Genomic DNA, 15,868 nt, shown 5'->3' on the forward strand with positions numbered 1-15,868 from the left:
TCCGGCCGCAACCCGTTCCGGTGATGAAATATACTCTGCCGCGTGACTCTGTGGGGCCGGCCTGCCATGCTGCTTGGCCGGGTCGGGGGAATCATGGCGTCAGCATCACGCGCCCAGCATAGCAAGCGGCCGCCGAAAAAGCGGGCGACAAAAAAGCGCGCTCCAGCCGCCGCAGCGGGTGGAAAGCGCAGCCATGCCTCCTCCAAGTATGTGTCCCCCAAAGCTGCCCCCGGCATGGTCGAGGTTGCGCTCGCGGCCTTCGCCCATGAGGTTCGCACCCCGCTGACCGGAATTCTCGCCATCAGCGATCTCCTGGCGACGTCCGATCTGGGCGAGCGCGAGCGGCGTTGGGTCGACACCATCAAGGCCGGTGCCGAACATCTCGCCAGCCTCGCCACCCTGTTCGTGGACGCCGCAAAAAGCGCCTATGGCGACGCGGGCGTCCGCCAGGATTTGTTCGACCTGCGGGCGCTGGCGCGCAACGCCGGGGATTCGCTGGCCGGCCGCGCGGCGGCGAAAGGGCTGCGGTCATCGGTCGATATTTCGGAACGGCTTCCGGCGCTGGTGACCGGCGATCCCGTGCGGCTGCGCGCGGCGCTGGAAAACCTGATCGACAATGCGGTGAAGTTCACCGAACAAGGCGGCGTCGCGCTGAAGGTGTCGATGCTGCGCGGCTCAAAGGGAAACGCAAAGGGCAAGGCAAAGGATAAGATCGGTATCGCCTTTGCGGTGTCCGACAGCGGCATCGGACTCACGCTTGCCGAGATCAAGCGCCTGTTCCGTCCGTTTTCGCAGGCCAATGTCAGCATCGCTTCGCGTTTCGGCGGCGCGGGGCTCGGCCTGGCGTCGGTGAGACAGCTCGCGCGCGCGATGGGCGGCGACATTGCGATTGCGCCGCGGCGCGGCGGCGGAACCGTGTTCACGCTGACGGTGGTGCTGGCCCGCGCCAAGGTGGCCGGCGGCGGCGGCGCGCGCGAGGAGCCATCGCCTTCGATGCCGGCATTGCGGATTCTCGGCGTCGAGGACAACCCGTTCGGCCGCGTGGTTCTCAATACGATCCTGACCGAGCTCGGCCATCAGGCCGAATTCATCGGCCAGGGCGAGGAGGCCGCTGAACGGATTGCGCGGGGCGATTTCGACGCGGTGCTGATGGACATGGTGTTGCCCGGCATCGACGGTATCGAGGCCATCAAACGCATTCGAAGGCTGAATGCGCCGTATGGCCGCATCGCGGTCATCGGCGTATCGGGCCGCGGCGAAGACGAGACCGCCGCGCGTGCGGCCGGCGCCAACGCTTTTCTGGTCAAGCCCGTGAGTCCGCGGGCTTTAGCGACTGCGCTGCTTGAAGCGACACGCCGTGCGGCAGCCGCGACTTGATGATCGCCGCGTTCAGTTCGCCGCCATAGACGAAGATCGCGGCGATGAAATACAAAAACACCAGCGCGATGATTACCGACGCCAGGCCGGCATACATCGTGACGTAGTTGTTGGCGAAACGGGCGAGATATTGGCCGAACACGATGCCCGAAATCATCGACGCCACGATGGTGAAGATGATGCCGGGCAGGATCTGCGCGAAGCCGCGCCGTCCCGCCGGAAGCCAAGCATGGAGAACGAACAGCGCAACGGTCAGCGCCAGGATGGTGATGCCATAGCGCGCGAGGTTGAGGAAATGCTCGTTGGTTTCGACGATCAGCGGAATATAGCGCCGCACCGCCGCGATGATCAGCGGACCCAGCACGATCAGGAACGCCATCGCCAGCGAGGTGAAGGCGGCAAGCAGCGTGTAGCCGATCGATTCCAGCCGCAGCCAGTACCAGCGCCGCGGCTCGACCACCGCATAGGCGCGGTTGAGCGCGACGCGCAGCGCCTCGACGCCGTTGGAGGCGAAATAGACCGCCAGAACCGCGCCGATGGTCAGCACGTCGCCGCGGGTGGTCGTCAGCACGTCGTGAATTTGGCTCGACAGCGCATCGGCGACCTGTTTCGGCCAGGTTTGCAGCAACAGCCCGGCGGCCTGGTCGGCGAGTTCTTTCGAGCCGAAAAAGCCGGCCAGCGACGTCAACACGATCAGGAACGGGAACAGCGCCATTAGGGTGGACAGCGCGATATGGCTGGCGATCGCCCAGCCGTCATCGGCCAGAAACGTGTAGAACGCGTCCATCGCGACCAGATAGACGTAGCGAATTTGCTTCACGTTTCACCTGCACCGAAAAAGCGGCTCGGCCGTCACCTTCTGATATTATGGGCCTAAAAGCCAGATCGTTGCGGTCAGCTTCCACATTCCGGCGATGGCGGATCGCCCGGTGTGGTGGTATGTAGTTTCGATGGCTGCAATCCTGAGCAAGTTGATCCTTCCCATCGCGGTTGGCGCCGTCGCTTTCGTGCTGCTGCTCGGTCTCATCAACATGATGCGGGGCGGTTCGCCGAACCGGTCTCAGAAATTGATGCAATGGCGGGTGCTGCTGCAATTCGTCGCCATCGCCATCACCATGCTGACGGTCTGGGCGATGGGGCACTAGAGCATGATCCGGAAAAGTGGGAACCGGTTTTCCGAAAAGATCATGCTCGAACTAAAGAGATGAGATCATGATCCGATTCGATCTATTCGAATCATGATCTAGCTCGGGAGCCGGCGCCTTGCGAGGCGCAGGCATCGATGGTCGGAAACACGGGAGCGGGATATGGTCGTCCTCAATCGGATCTACACGCGAACCGGCGACGACGGCACGACCGCGCTGGGCAATGGTGAACGGCGTCCGAAATATGATCTGCGCATCGGCGCCTATGGAACCGTCGATGAGACCAATGCGGCGATCGGCATTGTGCGGCTCCATCTGGCGGACGCGTCCGAACTCGACGCCATGCTGGGGCTGATCCAGAACGACCTGTTCGATCTCGGCGCCGATCTCGCGGTGCCCGAGCGCGAGGGCAAGGCGGAACGGCTGCGGATGCTCGCGAGTCAGGTCGAGCGGCTCGAGCGCGACATCGACACCCTGAACGCGCGGCTTGCGCCGCTGACTTCCTTCGTGCTGCCCGGCGGCACGCCGGCGGCGGCGCATCTGCATCTGGCGCGCACGATATGCCGCCGCGCGGAACGGATGATGGTGGAACTCGCAGCCCAGCCCAATGAACCGGTCGGCGCCGCCGCGATCCATTATATGAACCGCCTGTCGGATTTTTTGTTTGTGGCCAGCCGTTCGGTGAATAATAACGGGGCGGGAGACGTGCTCTGGGTGCCTGGCCAGAACCGCTGATTCCTCGCGGTCCGGGCCAATTTTTGGCGCGCGCGCGTTGACCGGGATTGGCGGGACCTTTAGGTTCCGCGCCCAAGCGAGCCAATCAAGCGACGGAATTAACAAGCAACCGAAAACAGGCAATCGCGTAAGTGCAAACCTGAAATTCAAGCGAAAGAGGATCGATGAAGGTTCTGGTGCCGGTAAAGCGGGTGGTCGACTACAACGTTAAAGTTCGCGTCAAAGGCGACGGGTCGGGCGTGGAGCTCGCCAACGTCAAGATGTCGATGAATCCGTTCGACGAGATCGCGGTCGAGGAAGCTCTGCGGCTGAAAGAGGCCGGCAAGGCGACCGAAATCGTGGTGGTATCGATTGGGCCTGCGCAGGCATCGGAAACGATCCGGACCGGTCTCGCCATGGGCGCCGATCGCGGTATCCTGGTCAAGGCGGAAGGCCTCGTCGAACCGCTGGCGGTCGCGAAGATCCTCAAGGCCATCGTCGACGAAGAGAAGCCCGGTCTCGTGATCCTCGGCAAGCAGGCGATCGACGACGATTCCAACCAGACTGGCCAGATGCTGGCCGCCCTACTCGGATGGTCGCAGGCGACCTTCGCCTCCAAGCTCGAGGTCGAGGGCTCCGATTTCAAGGTGACGCGCGAGGTCGATGGCGGCTTGCAGACCGTCAAGCTGAAGGGCCCGGCCATCGTCACGACCGACCTCCGGCTCAACGAGCCGCGCTATGCCAGCCTGCCCAACATCATGAAGGCGAAGAAGAAGCCGATCGCCGAGAAGGCCGCATCCGATTACGGCGTGGATCTCACGCCGCATCTTGAAATCCTCAAGACCTCCGAGCCGCCGGGCCGCAAGGGAGGCGTCAAGGTCAAGGACGTCGCCGAGCTGGTATCGAAGCTGAAGAACGAAGCCGGGGTGCTCTGATGACAACGTTGTTGATTGCCGAACATGAACAGGGCGCGCTGAAGGATTCCACCAACAAGGCGCTGACCGCAGCCACCCAGCTGGGCGGCGACGTCCACGTCCTCGTCGCCGGCGGCGAGGGCACCAAGGCCGCAGCCGAAGCCGCGGCCAAGCTCGCCGGCGTCAAGAAGGTGCTGGTCGCCGAGGGCGGAGCCTATGCGCATGACCTCGCCGAGCCGCTGGCCGCGCTGATCGTCGCGCTGGCCCCCGGCTACGACGCCTTCGTCGCGCCCGCCACCTCGCGCTTCAAGAATGTGATGCCGCGCGTCGCGGCGCTGCTCGACGTCATGCAGGTCTCGGAAATCATCAAGGTGGTTTCGCCCGATACGTTCGAGCGGCCGATCTATGCCGGCAACGCGATCCAGACCGTGAAATCGAAGGACGCCAAGAAGGTCATCACGGTGCGGACCTCGACCTTCGCCGCGGCCGGTGACGGCGGTGGCGCGGCGGTGGAGAACGCCCCTGCCGCGGCCGATCCGGGCCTTTCCAGCTTTGTCGGCGAGGAAGTCGCCAAGAGCGATCGTCCCGAACTGACGTCGGCCAGGATCATCGTTTCCGGCGGCCGCGCGATGCAGAGCCGGGAGAATTTCACCAAATATATCGAGCCGCTGGCCGACAAGCTCGGCGCCGGCGTCGGCGCCTCGCGGGCGGCGGTCGATGCCGGCTATGCGCCGAACGACTGGCAGGTCGGCCAGACCGGCAAGGTGGTGGCGCCGGAACTCTATATCGCGGTCGGCATCTCGGGCGCGATCCAGCATCTCGCCGGCATGAAGGATTCCAAGGTGATCGTCGCCATCAACAAGGACGAGGATGCGCCGATCTTCCAGGTCGCCGATTATGGCCTGGTCGCCGATCTCTATCAGGCGGTTCCCGAACTGACCGAGGCGATCGGCAAGCTCGGAAAATAACGTATGGCACCGGCCGGATCAGCAGACACCGGCCGGTGTTTCTCTTGAGGGGAAGGGCAGGCGCGATATGTGCGCCGTTCCGGTGGATGGCAACATGGCGGTGATGATCAAGAAGATCGGCGTGATCGGCTCGGGCCAGATGGGCAACGGCATCGCGCATGTGGTGGCGCTGGCTGGCTTCAACGTGGTGCTCAACGACGTCTCCCTCGACCGGTTGAAGTCGGCGATGGCGACCATCAACGGCAATCTGTCGCGCCAGGTCGCCAAGAAGATCATCACCGAAGACGCCCGCAAGCAGGCGCTGGACAGGATTTCCTCCGCCGATTCGATCGACGAACTCGCCGATTGCGACCTGGTGATCGAAAGCGCGGTCGAGAAGGAAGAGGTCAAGCGCAAGATCTTTCATGATATCTGCGCGGTGCTGAAGCCCGAGGCCATCATCGCCTCCAACACCTCGTCGATCTCGATCACGCGGCTGGCGGCGTCCACCGACCGTCCCGAGCGCTTCATCGGCATTCACTTCATGAATCCGGTGCCGGTGATGGAACTGGTCGAACTGATCCGCGGCATCGCCACCGATGACGCGACCTTCGACGCGGCAAAGGAATTCGTCACCAGGCTCGGCAAGCAGATCGCGGTGTCGGAGGATTTTCCGGCCTTCATCGTCAACCGCATCCTGCTGCCGATGATCAACGAGGCGATCTACACGCTGTATGAGGGTGTCGGGAACGTCGAGGCGATCGACAAGGCGATGAAACTCGGCGCGCATCACCCGATGGGGCCGCTGGAACTGGCCGATTTCATCGGCCTCGACACCTGCCTTTCGATCATGCAGGTGCTGCATGAGGGGCTTGCCGATTCGAAGTACCGGCCCTGTCCGCTGCTGGTGAAATATGTCGAGGCCGGTTGGCTCGGCCGCAAGACCCACCGCGGTTTCTACGATTATCGCGGCGACAAGCCGGTCCCGACCCGGTAGGCCCTGTCATTCCGCACAACGCGAGGTGGTCCGTGCGGAGCGCGGCCCGATGACGGGCCCCCGCGGCGATCTCCAGCATTCGTTAACCCGTCGCGGGTAGGGTGCTCAAACAAGTAGCTGAAGACGAGCAGGATTCAACGCAGTTGATCCTGCTCCAGGGGTATTGCGTATGGATATGAGTTTGGTGGCGGCCGTCATGATGGCCCAGGCGGGGAACACGCAGACGCAGATCGCGACCTCCGTCATGAAATCCAACATGGATGCGGAGAAATCCTCGGTCCAGACCCTTCTGGGTATTCCAAGCAGCCCATCGACGGCCAATCTCGGCCCCGGCATCGGCGGCAATCTGAATATAGCGGCCTGAAGACGGTCTTCTCTTCTATAGCGTTTTAAGGCTCTAGGATCCGGTCGCGGCCGGCTTGATCGCGGCCGAGATCAGCTTCGTGGCGTCGTCGCTGGCCCATTCCGCGGGCCCCGCGATGGTCGCGATCTCGCAGCCCTGGCCGTCGACCAGCACCGAGGTCGGCATCCCCAACGCCCGTCCTATGCTCTTAAGATCCTGAAAAACCTTGGCTTTATCGTCGCTGAAAAAGCCGAGCCGGGTCAGGCCGGCGTCTTTCAGGAAATTTTTGGGCTTTTCGGGATCGCGGGTGTCGATGTTGACGGCGACGACCTCGAAGCCCGGCCCGCCGAGCTTGCGTTGCAGGCTGTCGAGCGCGGGCATTTCCCGGCGGCAGGGGACGCACCACGTCGCCCACAGGTTCACCAGCACAATGCGGCCGTGCCAGTCCGAAAGCTTTCGCGGCTTGCCGTCGGCATCCTCAAAGGCAAGGTCCGGCAGCTTCAACGGCGTGGTCGCCATGGTCAGCGCCGCCACCTCGCCCTGCGCCAGCGGCGCCAGCTTGCGTGATAACGCGACCGCAGGCCGGCAAACGGCATCGCCGGCCGCAGTCCGGCTCAAGCCGCCGGTCCCGTAAATCCCGGCAAATCCGATCCCGGCCCCGATCAGCATGGCCCCGAGGGCCAAAGCGATCCCGAAGGGAATCCGGCGCGTGGCTGCCGGAGGGGGCGGGGATTCATCGAGCATATCGTTTGTCATCCTGTGTCAGATACGGCTATGCAGGGCCCGAAGTTACGGGCCGATCAAGCGGAAACGGTAGCGGCGTTTTCCGAAGGGCGCGACAATCAGCGGCAGGGTGTGAGCGACAAGTCATGAGCAACAAGATGTGGGGTGGCCGGTTCACCGAGCGTCCCGATGCGATCATGGAGGAAATCAACGTCTCCATCGACGTCGATCGTCATTTGTATGCCCAGGACATCGCCGCGTCCAAGGCCCATGCGGCCATGCTCGCCGCGCAAGGCATCATTACCGCCAGTGATGCGAAAAATATCGGCAAGGGTCTAGACACGATTTTGTCAGAAATCGGCAAGGGATCGTTCGAATTCAAGCGCGCGCTGGAGGACATTCATATGAATGTCGAGAGCCGGCTTGGCGAATTGATCGGGCCCGCCTCGGGCCGCCTGCATACCGCGCGTTCGCGCAACGACCAGGTCGCAACCGATTTCAGGCTTTATGTTCGTGACACGCTTGACGAGACCGACGCGGCGCTGGCGGCGTTCCAGCATGCGTTGGTGCAACGGGCGATCGAACATGCCGCCACCGTGATGCCGGGGTTCACCCATTTGCAGACCGCGCAGCCGGTGACGTTCGGACATCATCTCCTGGCCTATGTCGAGATGGCGTCGCGCGACCGCGGCCGCTTTGCCGATGCGCGCAAGCGGTTGAACGAATCGCCGCTCGGCGCCGCGGCGCTGGCCGGAACGTCGTTTCCGATCGACCGTGACGCCACCGCCAGGGCGCTCGGTTTCGACCGGCCGATGGCCAATTCGCTGGACGCCGTCTCCGACCGCGACTTCGTGCTCGAAACCCTGTCGGCGGCCTCGATCGCCTCGGTGCATCTGTCGCGCTTCGCCGAGGAGATCGTGATCTGGACCTCGCCGCTGGTCGGGCTGGTGCGGCTGAGCGACAAGTTCACCACCGGCTCGTCGATCATGCCGCAGAAGCGCAATCCCGATGCCGCCGAACTGGTCCGCGCCAAGACCGGCCGGATCATCGGCGCGCTGAGCGCGCTGCTGATCGTGATGAAGGGTCTTCCGCTCGCCTATCAAAAGGACATGCAGGAGGACAAGCAGGGCGCGATGGAAGCGTTCGGCGCGCTGTCGCTGGCGATCCGGGCGATGACCGGCATGGTCACCGATCTGGTGCCGGACGAGGCACGGATGAAACAGGCCGCGGGCGAGGGCTACGCCACCGCCACCGATCTCGCCGACTGGCTGGTGCGGACGCTGAAAATGCCGTTCCGCGACGCCCACCACGTCACCGGGCGTATCGTCGCCAAGGCCTCGAAGGACGGGACCGCGCTGCACGAGATGCCGTTGCAGGCGATGCAGGCCGTCGAGCCGAGAATCACCCGGGATGCGCTGGCGGTGCTGTCGGTCGAGGCCTCCGTGAAGAGCCGCACCAGCTATGGCGGAACCGCGCCCAGGAACGTGCTGGCGCAGGCCAAGGCGTGGCTCAAGCGGCTGGAAAAAGAGCGGAAATTGGGCTGAGCCGCGATTTGTGCCGCAATTTCATCACCGTCCGGCTCTCGCCAGAGCGGTGCAATCTTTGTATGGTGCCGCCGCTTTGGGGATATCGCCGTGAATCGTATTTCTAGCCCTTTGTCGCCGAGATGGGCCCTCATCCTGGTCGCGGCCGCCGCGCTGGCGCTGGCCGGGTGCGGCCGCAAAGGTCCGCTCGAACTGCCGCCGACGGCGTCGCAGACGCCGACCGGTGCGGCGCCGACCGATACAGCGCAGCAACAGGCGAGCACGCCGAGCGTGTTCAATCCGTCTTACGGCAGCGACGCTTCGCCCGCCGCGCCGAGAGGCCCGAAGAAATCGTTTGTTCTCGATCCGCTGCTGGGTAACTGAGCACGCTATGAACCATTTCGACTATCGCAGCGGCGTGCTCCACGCCGAGGCGGTGAATCTTTCCACCTTGGCCGATACCGTCGGCACGCCGTTCTATTGCTATTCGACCGCGACCCTGGAGCGTCATTACCGGGTCTTCACCGAGGCCTTCGCCGGCGAGAAGACGCTGGTGTGCTATGCCATGAAGGCCAATTCCAACCAGTCGGTGCTGCGGACGCTGGCGAAACTCGGCGCCGGCGCGGACGTGGTTTCGGGCGGCGAACTCAAGCGGGCGCTGGCCGCCGGCATTCCGCCGCAAAAGATCCTGTTCTCCGGCGTCGGCAAGACCGAAGCCGAACTGCGTGCGGCGCTGGCCGCCGACATCCTGTGCATCAACGTCGAATCCGAGCCCGAACTGGAATTGCTGTCGCGGCTCGCCGCCGAGAGCGGCAAGACGGCGCGAATCTCGGTGCGGGTCAATCCGGACGTCGACGCCGGCACCCACGCCAAGATTTCGACCGGAAAATCCGAGAACAAGTTCGGCATTCCGCTGTCGCGCGCGCGCGCCGTCTATGCCCGCGCGGCGAAGCTGCCGGGCATCGAGGTCACCGGTGCCGACATGCATATCGGCAGCCAGATCACCGATCTCGGGCCGATGGAATCGGCGTTCCGGATCCTGGCCGAATTCGTCCAGACGCTGCGCGCCGACGGCCACACGATCTCGCATGTCGATTTCGGCGGCGGCCTCGGCATTCCCTATTACATGGACCGCGAGGCGCCACCGGCGCCCGATGTCTATGCGGCGATGGTCAAGCGGGTGACGCATAATCTCGGCTGCACGCTGATGTTCGAGCCGGGCCGGATGATCGTCGGCAATGCCGGCATTCTCGTTGCCCGCGTGATCTATGTGAAGCACGGCGAGGCCAAGAACTTCGTCATCATCGACGCGGCGATGAACGATCTGATCCGCCCGACGCTCTACGAGGCGCATCACGACATCGTGCCGGTGCGTGAACCCGCCAAGGGGGCGCCGGCGATCGTGGCCGATGTGGTCGGCCCGGTCTGCGAAAGCGGCGACTACCTCGCGCTCGACCGCCGCATGACCGAGCCCAAGGCCGGCGATCTGCTGGCGATCATGACGGCCGGCGCCTATGGCGCGGTGCAGTCCGGCACCTACAACACCCGTGCGCTGGTGCCCGAAGTGCTGGTCAAGGACGATCAATATGCGGTGGTGCGGCCGCGTGTCGACGCCGACGCCCTGATTGCGATGGACAAGCCCGCGCCCTGGCTGTGAGCCTCGTGGCTGCAGGCTATTTCTTCGTGACCATGACCATAATGCGGCGTCGTCCCTGCGAACGCAGGGCTCGTGCGGAGCTTGTCATCGGGCCGCGCTTTGCGCGGACCCGTTGGCTGGGCCGGGACGACGAAGTGGAGACCCTGACCGGACTCACTTCGCGGCGTGGCTGCCCTTTCCTCCGACGATCACGCCCGCCGCTTTTTCGATCGGCTTGATCGCGGAGGTGAAATCGGATTCCGCGCCCGTCTCGCGCATCACCACTTCCCATAGCCGGCCGACCGCCTCGGCGACTTCCATCGACATGCCCAGCGCCTTGGCCTCTTCGAGGAACAGCCGCACGTCCTTCACCATCAGCCCGGTGGCGAAGCCGAAGTCGAAGCTGCGCGGCAGCACCGAGCGCGGAAACTTGTCGCGGCTCGCGGTGTTCATGCCCGACCCCGCATTGATGACGTCGATCATCACGCTCGGATCGAGCCCCGATTTGACGCCCATGGTGACGGCTTCCGATGTCGCGACGACGGCGGTGGCCGACAACAGATTGTTCACCAGCTTCATGGTCTGGGCCGAACCGGGCTGCTCGCCGATGAAGAACACCTTGCCGATCGCATCGAGCGCCGGCTTCACCGTCTCGAAATCGGCGCGCGGGCCCGACACCATCACCGCGAGCGTGCCCTTTTCGGCGCCGCCGACGCCGCCGCTGACGGGACTGTCGAGCAGCACGATGTCGCGCTTCGCCAGCAGGCCGTGGATCCGCACCGCCATGTGCGTGCCGACGGTGGAGAGATCGACGAAGCGCTTGACGCGCTTGCCTTCGATGACGCCGTTCTGGCCGGTCGCGACCTCAAGCGAGGCCTGAAGCGAAGGCAGGCTGGCGAACACCGTCTCGACCCGGTCGGCGATATCCCTTGGCGATGATGCCGTCTGCGCGCCGAGCGCGACCAGCCGGCCGACGGCTTCCTGGCGCGTATCGAACACGATCAGTTGATGTTTGGCCGCGATCAGGCGGCGGGCCATGGGAAAACCCATCTTGCCCAGGCCGATGAATCCGATGTCCATGCTGTTTCCTCCCGCCCCTTTTTGATTTTGCCTTATTTGATTATGGCTTATCGTTTGCCGCGAAAACTTCGCGCGCGATGCGTATGCTGTCAACGCCCGCCGGCGTGCCGGGATTAACGCCAGTTACGGCCTCGTGTTGTGCCGGTTCCGGAGTGTGGGTTGCCGCCACGGAAAGGGTGCCTCATTGCCGCCGCCGTGCTAGGCTGCTGTTCGGGCGACTACGGAGAGTTTATTGAGCGGCGCCATCCCCGACTCACCAGAGCCAATGCGCGATCCCGACGCCGTTGCGCGGCTGCACCTGACGCAGGCCCTGCAACGGGCGAGCTACGTGATCGCGTGGGAGCGCGGCTGGCCGCATCTGGCGCGGCTTCTGACGGTCGTCGGCCTGTTCCTGGTGGTGTCATGGGCCGGCCTGTGGCTGGCCTTGCCGTTCATCGCCCGCGCCGCCGGGCTTGGCCTGTTCGTGCTGCTGGCGCTCGGCGCGCTGTTGCCGATGGTTCGCTTCCGCTGGCCCAACCGCGAAGAAGCGCTCAGCCGTCTCGACCGTGGCACCGGCATCCGCCATCGCCCCGCCACCGCGCTGACCGATACGCTGGTGACGCAGGATCCGGTCGCGCGCGCGCTGTGGCAGGCGCAGCGCGAGCGAACGCTGGCCTCGATCAAGCGCATTCGCGCCGGCCTGCCGTCGCCGCGGCTCGCCATCCATGATCCCTGGGCACTGCGCGCGCTGGTCGCGGTGCTGCTGGTGGCGACCTATGTCGCGGCCGGCGATGAACGCCTGCTGCGCACCGAAGCGGCGTTTGACTGGAATGGCGTGCTGTCGCCGGCCAATGTCCGGGTCGATGCCTGGGTGACGCCGCCGATCTATACCGGCAAGCCTCCGATCATCCTGTCGGCGGCGAACAAGGATTCCGGGACCGGCAACGCCGCGGGCGCAACCCCATTGCCGGTTCCGGCAGGCAGCACGCTGATCGTGCGCTCCAGCGGCGGCGCGCTCGACGTCGCGGTCTCCGGCGGCCTGACCGAAGCCCCTTCGACCGAACAGGCCCCGCAAGGCACCAATGAGCGGCGTTTCACCGTCACCGGCGACGGCGCCGCGCATGTCCGCGCGCCCTCCGGTCAGCCGGAATGGAAATTCAGCGCGATCCCCGACCATGCGCCGTCGATCGCGCTGACAAAGGATCCGGAGCGTCAGGCCCGCGGCTCGCTGCAGCTTTCCTACAAGATCGAGGACGATTACGGCGTCACCGAAGCGCAGGCCCATGTTGCCGTGCGCCCTGCCGAGGGGCCGAAGGGCGATACCGAGCCGCGGCCGCTGTTCGACGCGCCGCAATTCGCGCTGGTGCTTCCCAATGCGCGGACGCGCAACGGCGTCGGGCAGACGGTCAAGGATCTCAGCGAGAATCCCTATGCCGGCGCCGACGTCACCTTGACGCTGACGGCGAAAGACGAGGCCGGCAATGAGGGACATAGCGAGCCGTCCAGCATGCGGCTTCCGGAGCGGCTGTTCACCAAGCCGCTGGCACGGGCGCTGATCGAGCAGCGCCGTATCCTGGCGCTCGACGCCAACCAGGGCGGCCAGGTCTATGCCGCGCTGGACGCGCTGATGATCGCGCCGGAACTGTTCACGCCGGAAACCGGCCAGTATCTCGGGCTCTACGATGTCGCCCGGCAGCTGGAGGCCGCCCATACCGACGATGGGCTGCGCGAGGTGGTCGCCAGCCTGTGGGCGCTGGCCGTCACCATCGAGGACGGCAATATCACCGATGTCGACAAGGCCCTGCGCGCCGCGCAGGACGCGCTCAAGCAGGCGCTGGAACGCGGCGCCAGCGACGAGGAGATCAAGAAGCTCACCGATGATCTGCGCGCCGCGCTGGATAATTTCATGCGCCAGCTTGCCGAGCAGATGCGCAACAATCCGCAAGCCCTGGCCAGCCCGCTCGATCCCAATACCAGGGTGATGCGTCAGCAGGATCTCGACAGCATGATCGAGCGCATGGAGCGGCTGTCGCGCTCGGGCGACAAGGACGCCGCCAAGCAATTGCTCGACCAGCTGGAATCGATGCTGGAAAATCTGCAAATGGCGCAGCCCGGCCAGTCCGGCGATGGCGACATGGAGCAGGCGCTGAACGAACTCGGCGACGTGATCCGCAAGCAGCAGCAATTGCGCGACAAGACGTTCAAGCAGGGCCAGGATTCGCGGCGCGACCGGATGCGCGGCAAGCAGGGCGACCAGGACATGGGCGATTTGCAGCAGGATCAGCAAAGCCTGCGCGACCGGCTCAACAAGTTGCAGCAGGAGCTTGCCAAGCGCGGCATGGCTGGTCAGGGCCAGCGCGGCCAGAAAGGCGAGCAGGGTCAGGACGGGGACCAGCAGCAGGGCGACAGCGGTGATCCGCTCGGCGATGCCGGCAGCGCGATGGACGATGCCGGCGGCAGGCTCGGCGAGGGCAACGCCGACGGCGCTGTGGATTCGCAGGGCAAGGCGCTCGACGCGCTGCGCAGGGGCGCCCAGAGCATGGCCGAGGCCATGCAGCAGGGCGACGGCGACGGACAAGGCAACGGACCCGGCAATCGCGCAGGCCGGCAGCAGAGCACCAGCAATGCCACCGATCCGCTCGGACGGCCGCTGCGCCCCCACGAAAGCGACGATTTGACGGTGAAGATTCCCGGCGAAATCGACGTGCAGCGGGCGCGCCGGATCCTGGAGGAGCTGCGCCGCCGCCTCGCCGATCCGGCGCGGCCGCAGATCGAGCTCGATTACCTCGAGCGGCTGCTGAAGGATTATTAGGCCACACCGCGCCCACTCGGGGACAGCGTCATACGCGGGCTTGACCCGCGTATCCATCGTTCTTCTTCGCGTGATTCACTTCGGAGAGATGGATTGCCGGGTCGAGCCCGGCAATGACGAATTGAGGCAGGTCGCCGCGCTAATCGCCCTTCCGCGCCGACAAGGCGTCGGCGACCGCGGTGCGGATGTCGGCCACCGAGAACGGCTTGGTCACGACATCATGCACGATGGCGTTGAGGCCGGATGCGCGCTCGCGCTGGGCGGCGAAACCCGTCATCAGCAGGATGGTCAGTTCCGGAAAATCGCGGGCGGCGGTCAGCGCCAGCGCGATGCCGTCCATCACCGGCATCTGGATATCGGTAAGGAGCAGGTCGAACGCGCCGTCTTCGCGGCTCAGGATCTCCAGCGCTTCGGCGCCGTCCTGCGCGGTGACGGTTTCGTGGCCATCCATCGCGATGGCGCGCGCGACCAAAGCGCGCATCGAGTCTTCATCGTCGGCGATCAGCACGCGTGGCATCAAGGCACCGTTTTCCAGAGCTTCGGTTCTGATTCAATCAGAACCGAAACTCTGTCCTCCTTGGTTTTGACGCGTTTTCTTCACGCGAACCGGAATCCACTTCGCTCGAAAACGCCATGGGAAAGCCCGGCAGCATTGCGTTCATGTGCTGCCGCCGGCGATGTCTCTCCGGTTGAAGAAACGTATATCGATATCGCGCCCTTCGGGCGGCGGCGAAGCCAGCCGCGATTTGAACCAGGCTCTTTCGCCCGGCTTGAGCACGGGCTGCTCCAGCACCGCGTTCCAGGCATAGATTTCCGCGCCCTGGGCGTCGCGGACGCTAAAGCGCAGCCGCGGCAGTTCCACGGCCTTGCGCGTTTCGCCGGTGATCGCGCCTTCGATCACCAGCACCGGCTTGCCCTCCACGGTTTCGCGGCTGATCTTGACGTCCCTGAAGGCCAGCCCGCGCAGATTCACGCCGAGTCCGGCCAGCCGGTAGAAGGTCGCGGTCTGTGGCAGCAGGCGCACCACCTCGACGCGCCAGACGATCAGCGCCAGCACCAGCGCGCCCATCGCCGCGCAGGCTGTGGGCAGGCTGGTGAAGGGGAGGCTGGCCAGGGATTTGACGACCGGCATGTGACGCAGCTTCTGAAGCTGCGCCCGAATCTGCGCCCGAAGCAGCATCCCTGGCTGCAACAGGGCCCGCAGCTTCGACAGCCGCCCCGGCGGTTCGGCTTCGCCGTCTTCGGCATCGTAGCGGGCTGCCGACGGCCAATCGTCTTCGCTGCGGGACACGTCGTCCCCGTCGGCAGGCCAATCCGCCGAAATCGAGGGGCTGTCGACAACAGGGGCGTCGTATTCGGTTTCCTCTTCCCGCGCCAAGGCCTCCCATTCCGAGGCCGCATCCTCCTCGGTGGCCTGCCGGCCGGCGCCCGCGGCGCCGGATACCGAGGCCAATGCCTCGACGGCGTCCTCCGGCCGTGCCAGCCAGACTTCCTTGCAGCGGGCACAGCGAACGGTACGGCCCGCCGTCCCCAGGGTCGTCAAATCAATGGCGTAGGAGGTCCCGCAATGGGGGCAGACGATCTGCATGGAGCCGATCTCCACAATGGCACCGGAAAAAGTTAAGTTGACCTGCGGAAACAGGCACCCGCGGGCGCATGCTACAAGGCGACCGTTAAC

General features: G+C 64.9%; 16 protein-coding genes. 11 read left to right on the forward strand and 5 right to left on the reverse strand.

Annotated features, from left to right (window positions below; translation table 11 throughout):
- Nucleotides 1–93: 93 nt before the first annotated feature.
- Nucleotides 94–1,377: an ATP-binding protein gene (locus HB630_RS14560; RefSeq protein ID WP_213772965.1), complete on the forward strand. Its 1,284-nt coding sequence runs from the start codon at nucleotides 94–96 to the stop codon at nucleotides 1,375–1,377.
- Here the strand turns inward: HB630_RS14560 and HB630_RS14565 are convergent.
- Nucleotides 1,304–2,197, reverse strand: a complete 894-nt coding sequence (locus HB630_RS14565; protein WP_213772966.1) for a YhjD/YihY/BrkB family envelope integrity protein — start codon at nucleotides 2,195–2,197, stop codon at nucleotides 1,304–1,306. The genes HB630_RS14560 and HB630_RS14565 overlap by 74 nt on opposite strands.
- A 130-nt stretch (nucleotides 2,198–2,327) precedes the next feature.
- On the opposite strand from HB630_RS14565, the gene HB630_RS14570 reads away from it, so the two are divergent.
- The 6 genes from HB630_RS14570 (at nucleotide 2,328) to HB630_RS14595 (ending at nucleotide 6,458) form a co-directional block, all read left to right on the forward strand.
- Nucleotides 2,328–2,522: a twin transmembrane helix small protein gene (locus tag HB630_RS14570; protein ID WP_213772967.1), complete on the forward strand. Its 195-nt coding sequence runs from the start codon at nucleotides 2,328–2,330 to the stop codon at nucleotides 2,520–2,522.
- A gap of 162 nt (nucleotides 2,523–2,684) precedes the next feature.
- Entirely contained in the window at nucleotides 2,685–3,257 is a 573-nt protein-coding gene (locus HB630_RS14575) for a cob(I)yrinic acid a,c-diamide adenosyltransferase (protein WP_213772968.1), read from the forward strand.
- A 164-nt stretch (nucleotides 3,258–3,421) separates the two neighbouring features.
- Nucleotides 3,422–4,171 carry an electron transfer flavoprotein subunit beta/FixA family protein gene (locus HB630_RS14580; RefSeq protein ID WP_213772969.1) on the forward strand — a complete coding sequence of 250 codons (750 nt, stop codon included), beginning with the start codon at nucleotides 3,422–3,424 and terminating at the stop codon, nucleotides 4,169–4,171.
- Nucleotides 4,171–5,118: an FAD-binding protein gene (locus HB630_RS14585; protein ID WP_213772970.1), complete on the forward strand. Its 948-nt coding sequence runs from the start codon at nucleotides 4,171–4,173 to the stop codon at nucleotides 5,116–5,118. The genes HB630_RS14580 and HB630_RS14585 overlap by 1 nt, the downstream gene beginning before the upstream one ends.
- Nucleotides 5,119–5,212: 94 nt before the next feature.
- Entirely contained in the window at nucleotides 5,213–6,094 is an 882-nt protein-coding gene (locus tag HB630_RS14590) for a 3-hydroxybutyryl-CoA dehydrogenase (RefSeq protein ID WP_213772971.1), read from the forward strand.
- Between the two features lie 169 nt (nucleotides 6,095–6,263).
- Nucleotides 6,264–6,458: a putative motility protein gene (locus HB630_RS14595; RefSeq protein WP_213772972.1), complete on the forward strand. Its 195-nt coding sequence runs from the start codon at nucleotides 6,264–6,266 to the stop codon at nucleotides 6,456–6,458.
- A 33-nt stretch (nucleotides 6,459–6,491) separates the two neighbouring features.
- Here the strand turns inward: HB630_RS14595 and HB630_RS14600 are convergent, their stop codons facing one another.
- Nucleotides 6,492–7,181: a TlpA family protein disulfide reductase gene (locus HB630_RS14600; RefSeq protein WP_213772973.1), complete on the reverse strand. Its 690-nt coding sequence runs from the start codon at nucleotides 7,179–7,181 to the stop codon at nucleotides 6,492–6,494.
- Between the two features lie 125 nt (nucleotides 7,182–7,306).
- Here HB630_RS14600 and argH point away from each other — a divergent pair, with 125 nt between their 5' ends.
- From argH to lysA, 3 genes are all read left to right on the forward strand, one after another.
- Nucleotides 7,307–8,704 (forward strand): argininosuccinate lyase, encoded by a 1,398-nt coding sequence (gene argH, locus HB630_RS14605; protein ID WP_213772974.1) that lies wholly within the window; start codon nucleotides 7,307–7,309, stop codon nucleotides 8,702–8,704.
- Nucleotides 8,705–8,794: 90 nt separating this feature from the next.
- On the forward strand, nucleotides 8,795–9,067 hold the full coding sequence (locus HB630_RS14610; protein ID WP_213772975.1) for a lipoprotein: 273 nt from the start codon (nucleotides 8,795–8,797) through the stop codon (nucleotides 9,065–9,067).
- 7 nt (nucleotides 9,068–9,074) lie between these two features.
- A complete protein-coding gene (gene lysA / locus HB630_RS14615; protein WP_213772976.1) occupies nucleotides 9,075–10,340 on the forward strand; it encodes a diaminopimelate decarboxylase in 1,266 nt (421 codons plus the stop codon).
- Nucleotides 10,341–10,493: 153 nt separating this feature from the next.
- Here lysA and HB630_RS14620 read toward each other — a convergent pair whose 3' ends face one another.
- Nucleotides 10,494–11,399, reverse strand: coding sequence for an NAD(P)-dependent oxidoreductase (locus HB630_RS14620; protein ID WP_213772977.1), 906 nt, complete (start codon nucleotides 11,397–11,399; stop codon nucleotides 10,494–10,496).
- A 232-nt stretch (nucleotides 11,400–11,631) separates the two neighbouring features.
- On the opposite strand from HB630_RS14620, the gene HB630_RS14625 reads away from it, so the two are divergent.
- The gene (locus HB630_RS14625; RefSeq protein ID WP_213772978.1) at nucleotides 11,632–14,190 is read left to right on the forward strand and encodes a TIGR02302 family protein; all 2,559 of its coding nucleotides are present in this window, start codon (nucleotides 11,632–11,634) and stop codon (nucleotides 14,188–14,190) included.
- 139 nt (nucleotides 14,191–14,329) lie between these two features.
- Here HB630_RS14625 and HB630_RS14630 read toward each other — a convergent pair whose 3' ends face one another.
- Together HB630_RS14630 and HB630_RS14635 are read right to left on the reverse strand one after the other, a co-directional pair.
- The gene (locus HB630_RS14630; RefSeq protein ID WP_213772979.1) at nucleotides 14,330–14,707 is read right to left on the reverse strand and encodes a response regulator; all 378 of its coding nucleotides are present in this window, start codon (nucleotides 14,705–14,707) and stop codon (nucleotides 14,330–14,332) included.
- Between the two features lie 141 nt (nucleotides 14,708–14,848).
- Nucleotides 14,849–15,778: an MJ0042-type zinc finger domain-containing protein gene (locus tag HB630_RS14635; RefSeq protein WP_213772980.1), complete on the reverse strand. Its 930-nt coding sequence runs from the start codon at nucleotides 15,776–15,778 to the stop codon at nucleotides 14,849–14,851.
- Nucleotides 15,779–15,868 lie beyond the last annotated feature (90 nt).

Origin of the sequence: Bradyrhizobium sp. dw_78 (assembly GCF_018449525.1) — a bacterium.
Classification (GTDB): domain Bacteria; phylum Pseudomonadota; class Alphaproteobacteria; order Rhizobiales; family Xanthobacteraceae; genus Bradyrhizobium.

What these genes read in the sequence shown, in the direction of transcription:
- HB630_RS14580 (WP_213772969.1), top strand. Translation starts at nt 3,422, where the DNA reads ATGAAGGTTCTGGTGCCGGTAAAGCGGGTGGTCGACTACAACGTTAAA.
- HB630_RS14600 (WP_213772973.1), bottom strand. Translation starts at nt 7,181, where the DNA reads ATGCTCGATGAATCCCCGCCCCCTCCGGCAGCCACGCGCCGGATTCCC.
- HB630_RS14590 (WP_213772971.1), top strand. Translation starts at nt 5,213, where the DNA reads ATGGCGGTGATGATCAAGAAGATCGGCGTGATCGGCTCGGGCCAGATG.
- HB630_RS14560 (WP_213772965.1), top strand. Translation starts at nt 94, where the DNA reads ATGGCGTCAGCATCACGCGCCCAGCATAGCAAGCGGCCGCCGAAAAAG.
- lysA (WP_213772976.1), top strand. Translation starts at nt 9,075, where the DNA reads ATGAACCATTTCGACTATCGCAGCGGCGTGCTCCACGCCGAGGCGGTG.
- argH (WP_213772974.1), top strand. Translation starts at nt 7,307, where the DNA reads ATGAGCAACAAGATGTGGGGTGGCCGGTTCACCGAGCGTCCCGATGCG.
- HB630_RS14570 (WP_213772967.1), top strand. Translation starts at nt 2,328, where the DNA reads ATGGCTGCAATCCTGAGCAAGTTGATCCTTCCCATCGCGGTTGGCGCC.
- HB630_RS14620 (WP_213772977.1), bottom strand. Translation starts at nt 11,399, where the DNA reads ATGGACATCGGATTCATCGGCCTGGGCAAGATGGGTTTTCCCATGGCC.
- HB630_RS14595 (WP_213772972.1), top strand. Translation starts at nt 6,264, where the DNA reads ATGGATATGAGTTTGGTGGCGGCCGTCATGATGGCCCAGGCGGGGAAC.
- HB630_RS14635 (WP_213772980.1), bottom strand. Translation starts at nt 15,778, where the DNA reads ATGCAGATCGTCTGCCCCCATTGCGGGACCTCCTACGCCATTGATTTG.
- HB630_RS14575 (WP_213772968.1), top strand. Translation starts at nt 2,685, where the DNA reads ATGGTCGTCCTCAATCGGATCTACACGCGAACCGGCGACGACGGCACG.
- HB630_RS14630 (WP_213772979.1), bottom strand. Translation starts at nt 14,707, where the DNA reads ATGCCACGCGTGCTGATCGCCGACGATGAAGACTCGATGCGCGCTTTG.
- HB630_RS14585 (WP_213772970.1), top strand. Translation starts at nt 4,171, where the DNA reads ATGACAACGTTGTTGATTGCCGAACATGAACAGGGCGCGCTGAAGGAT.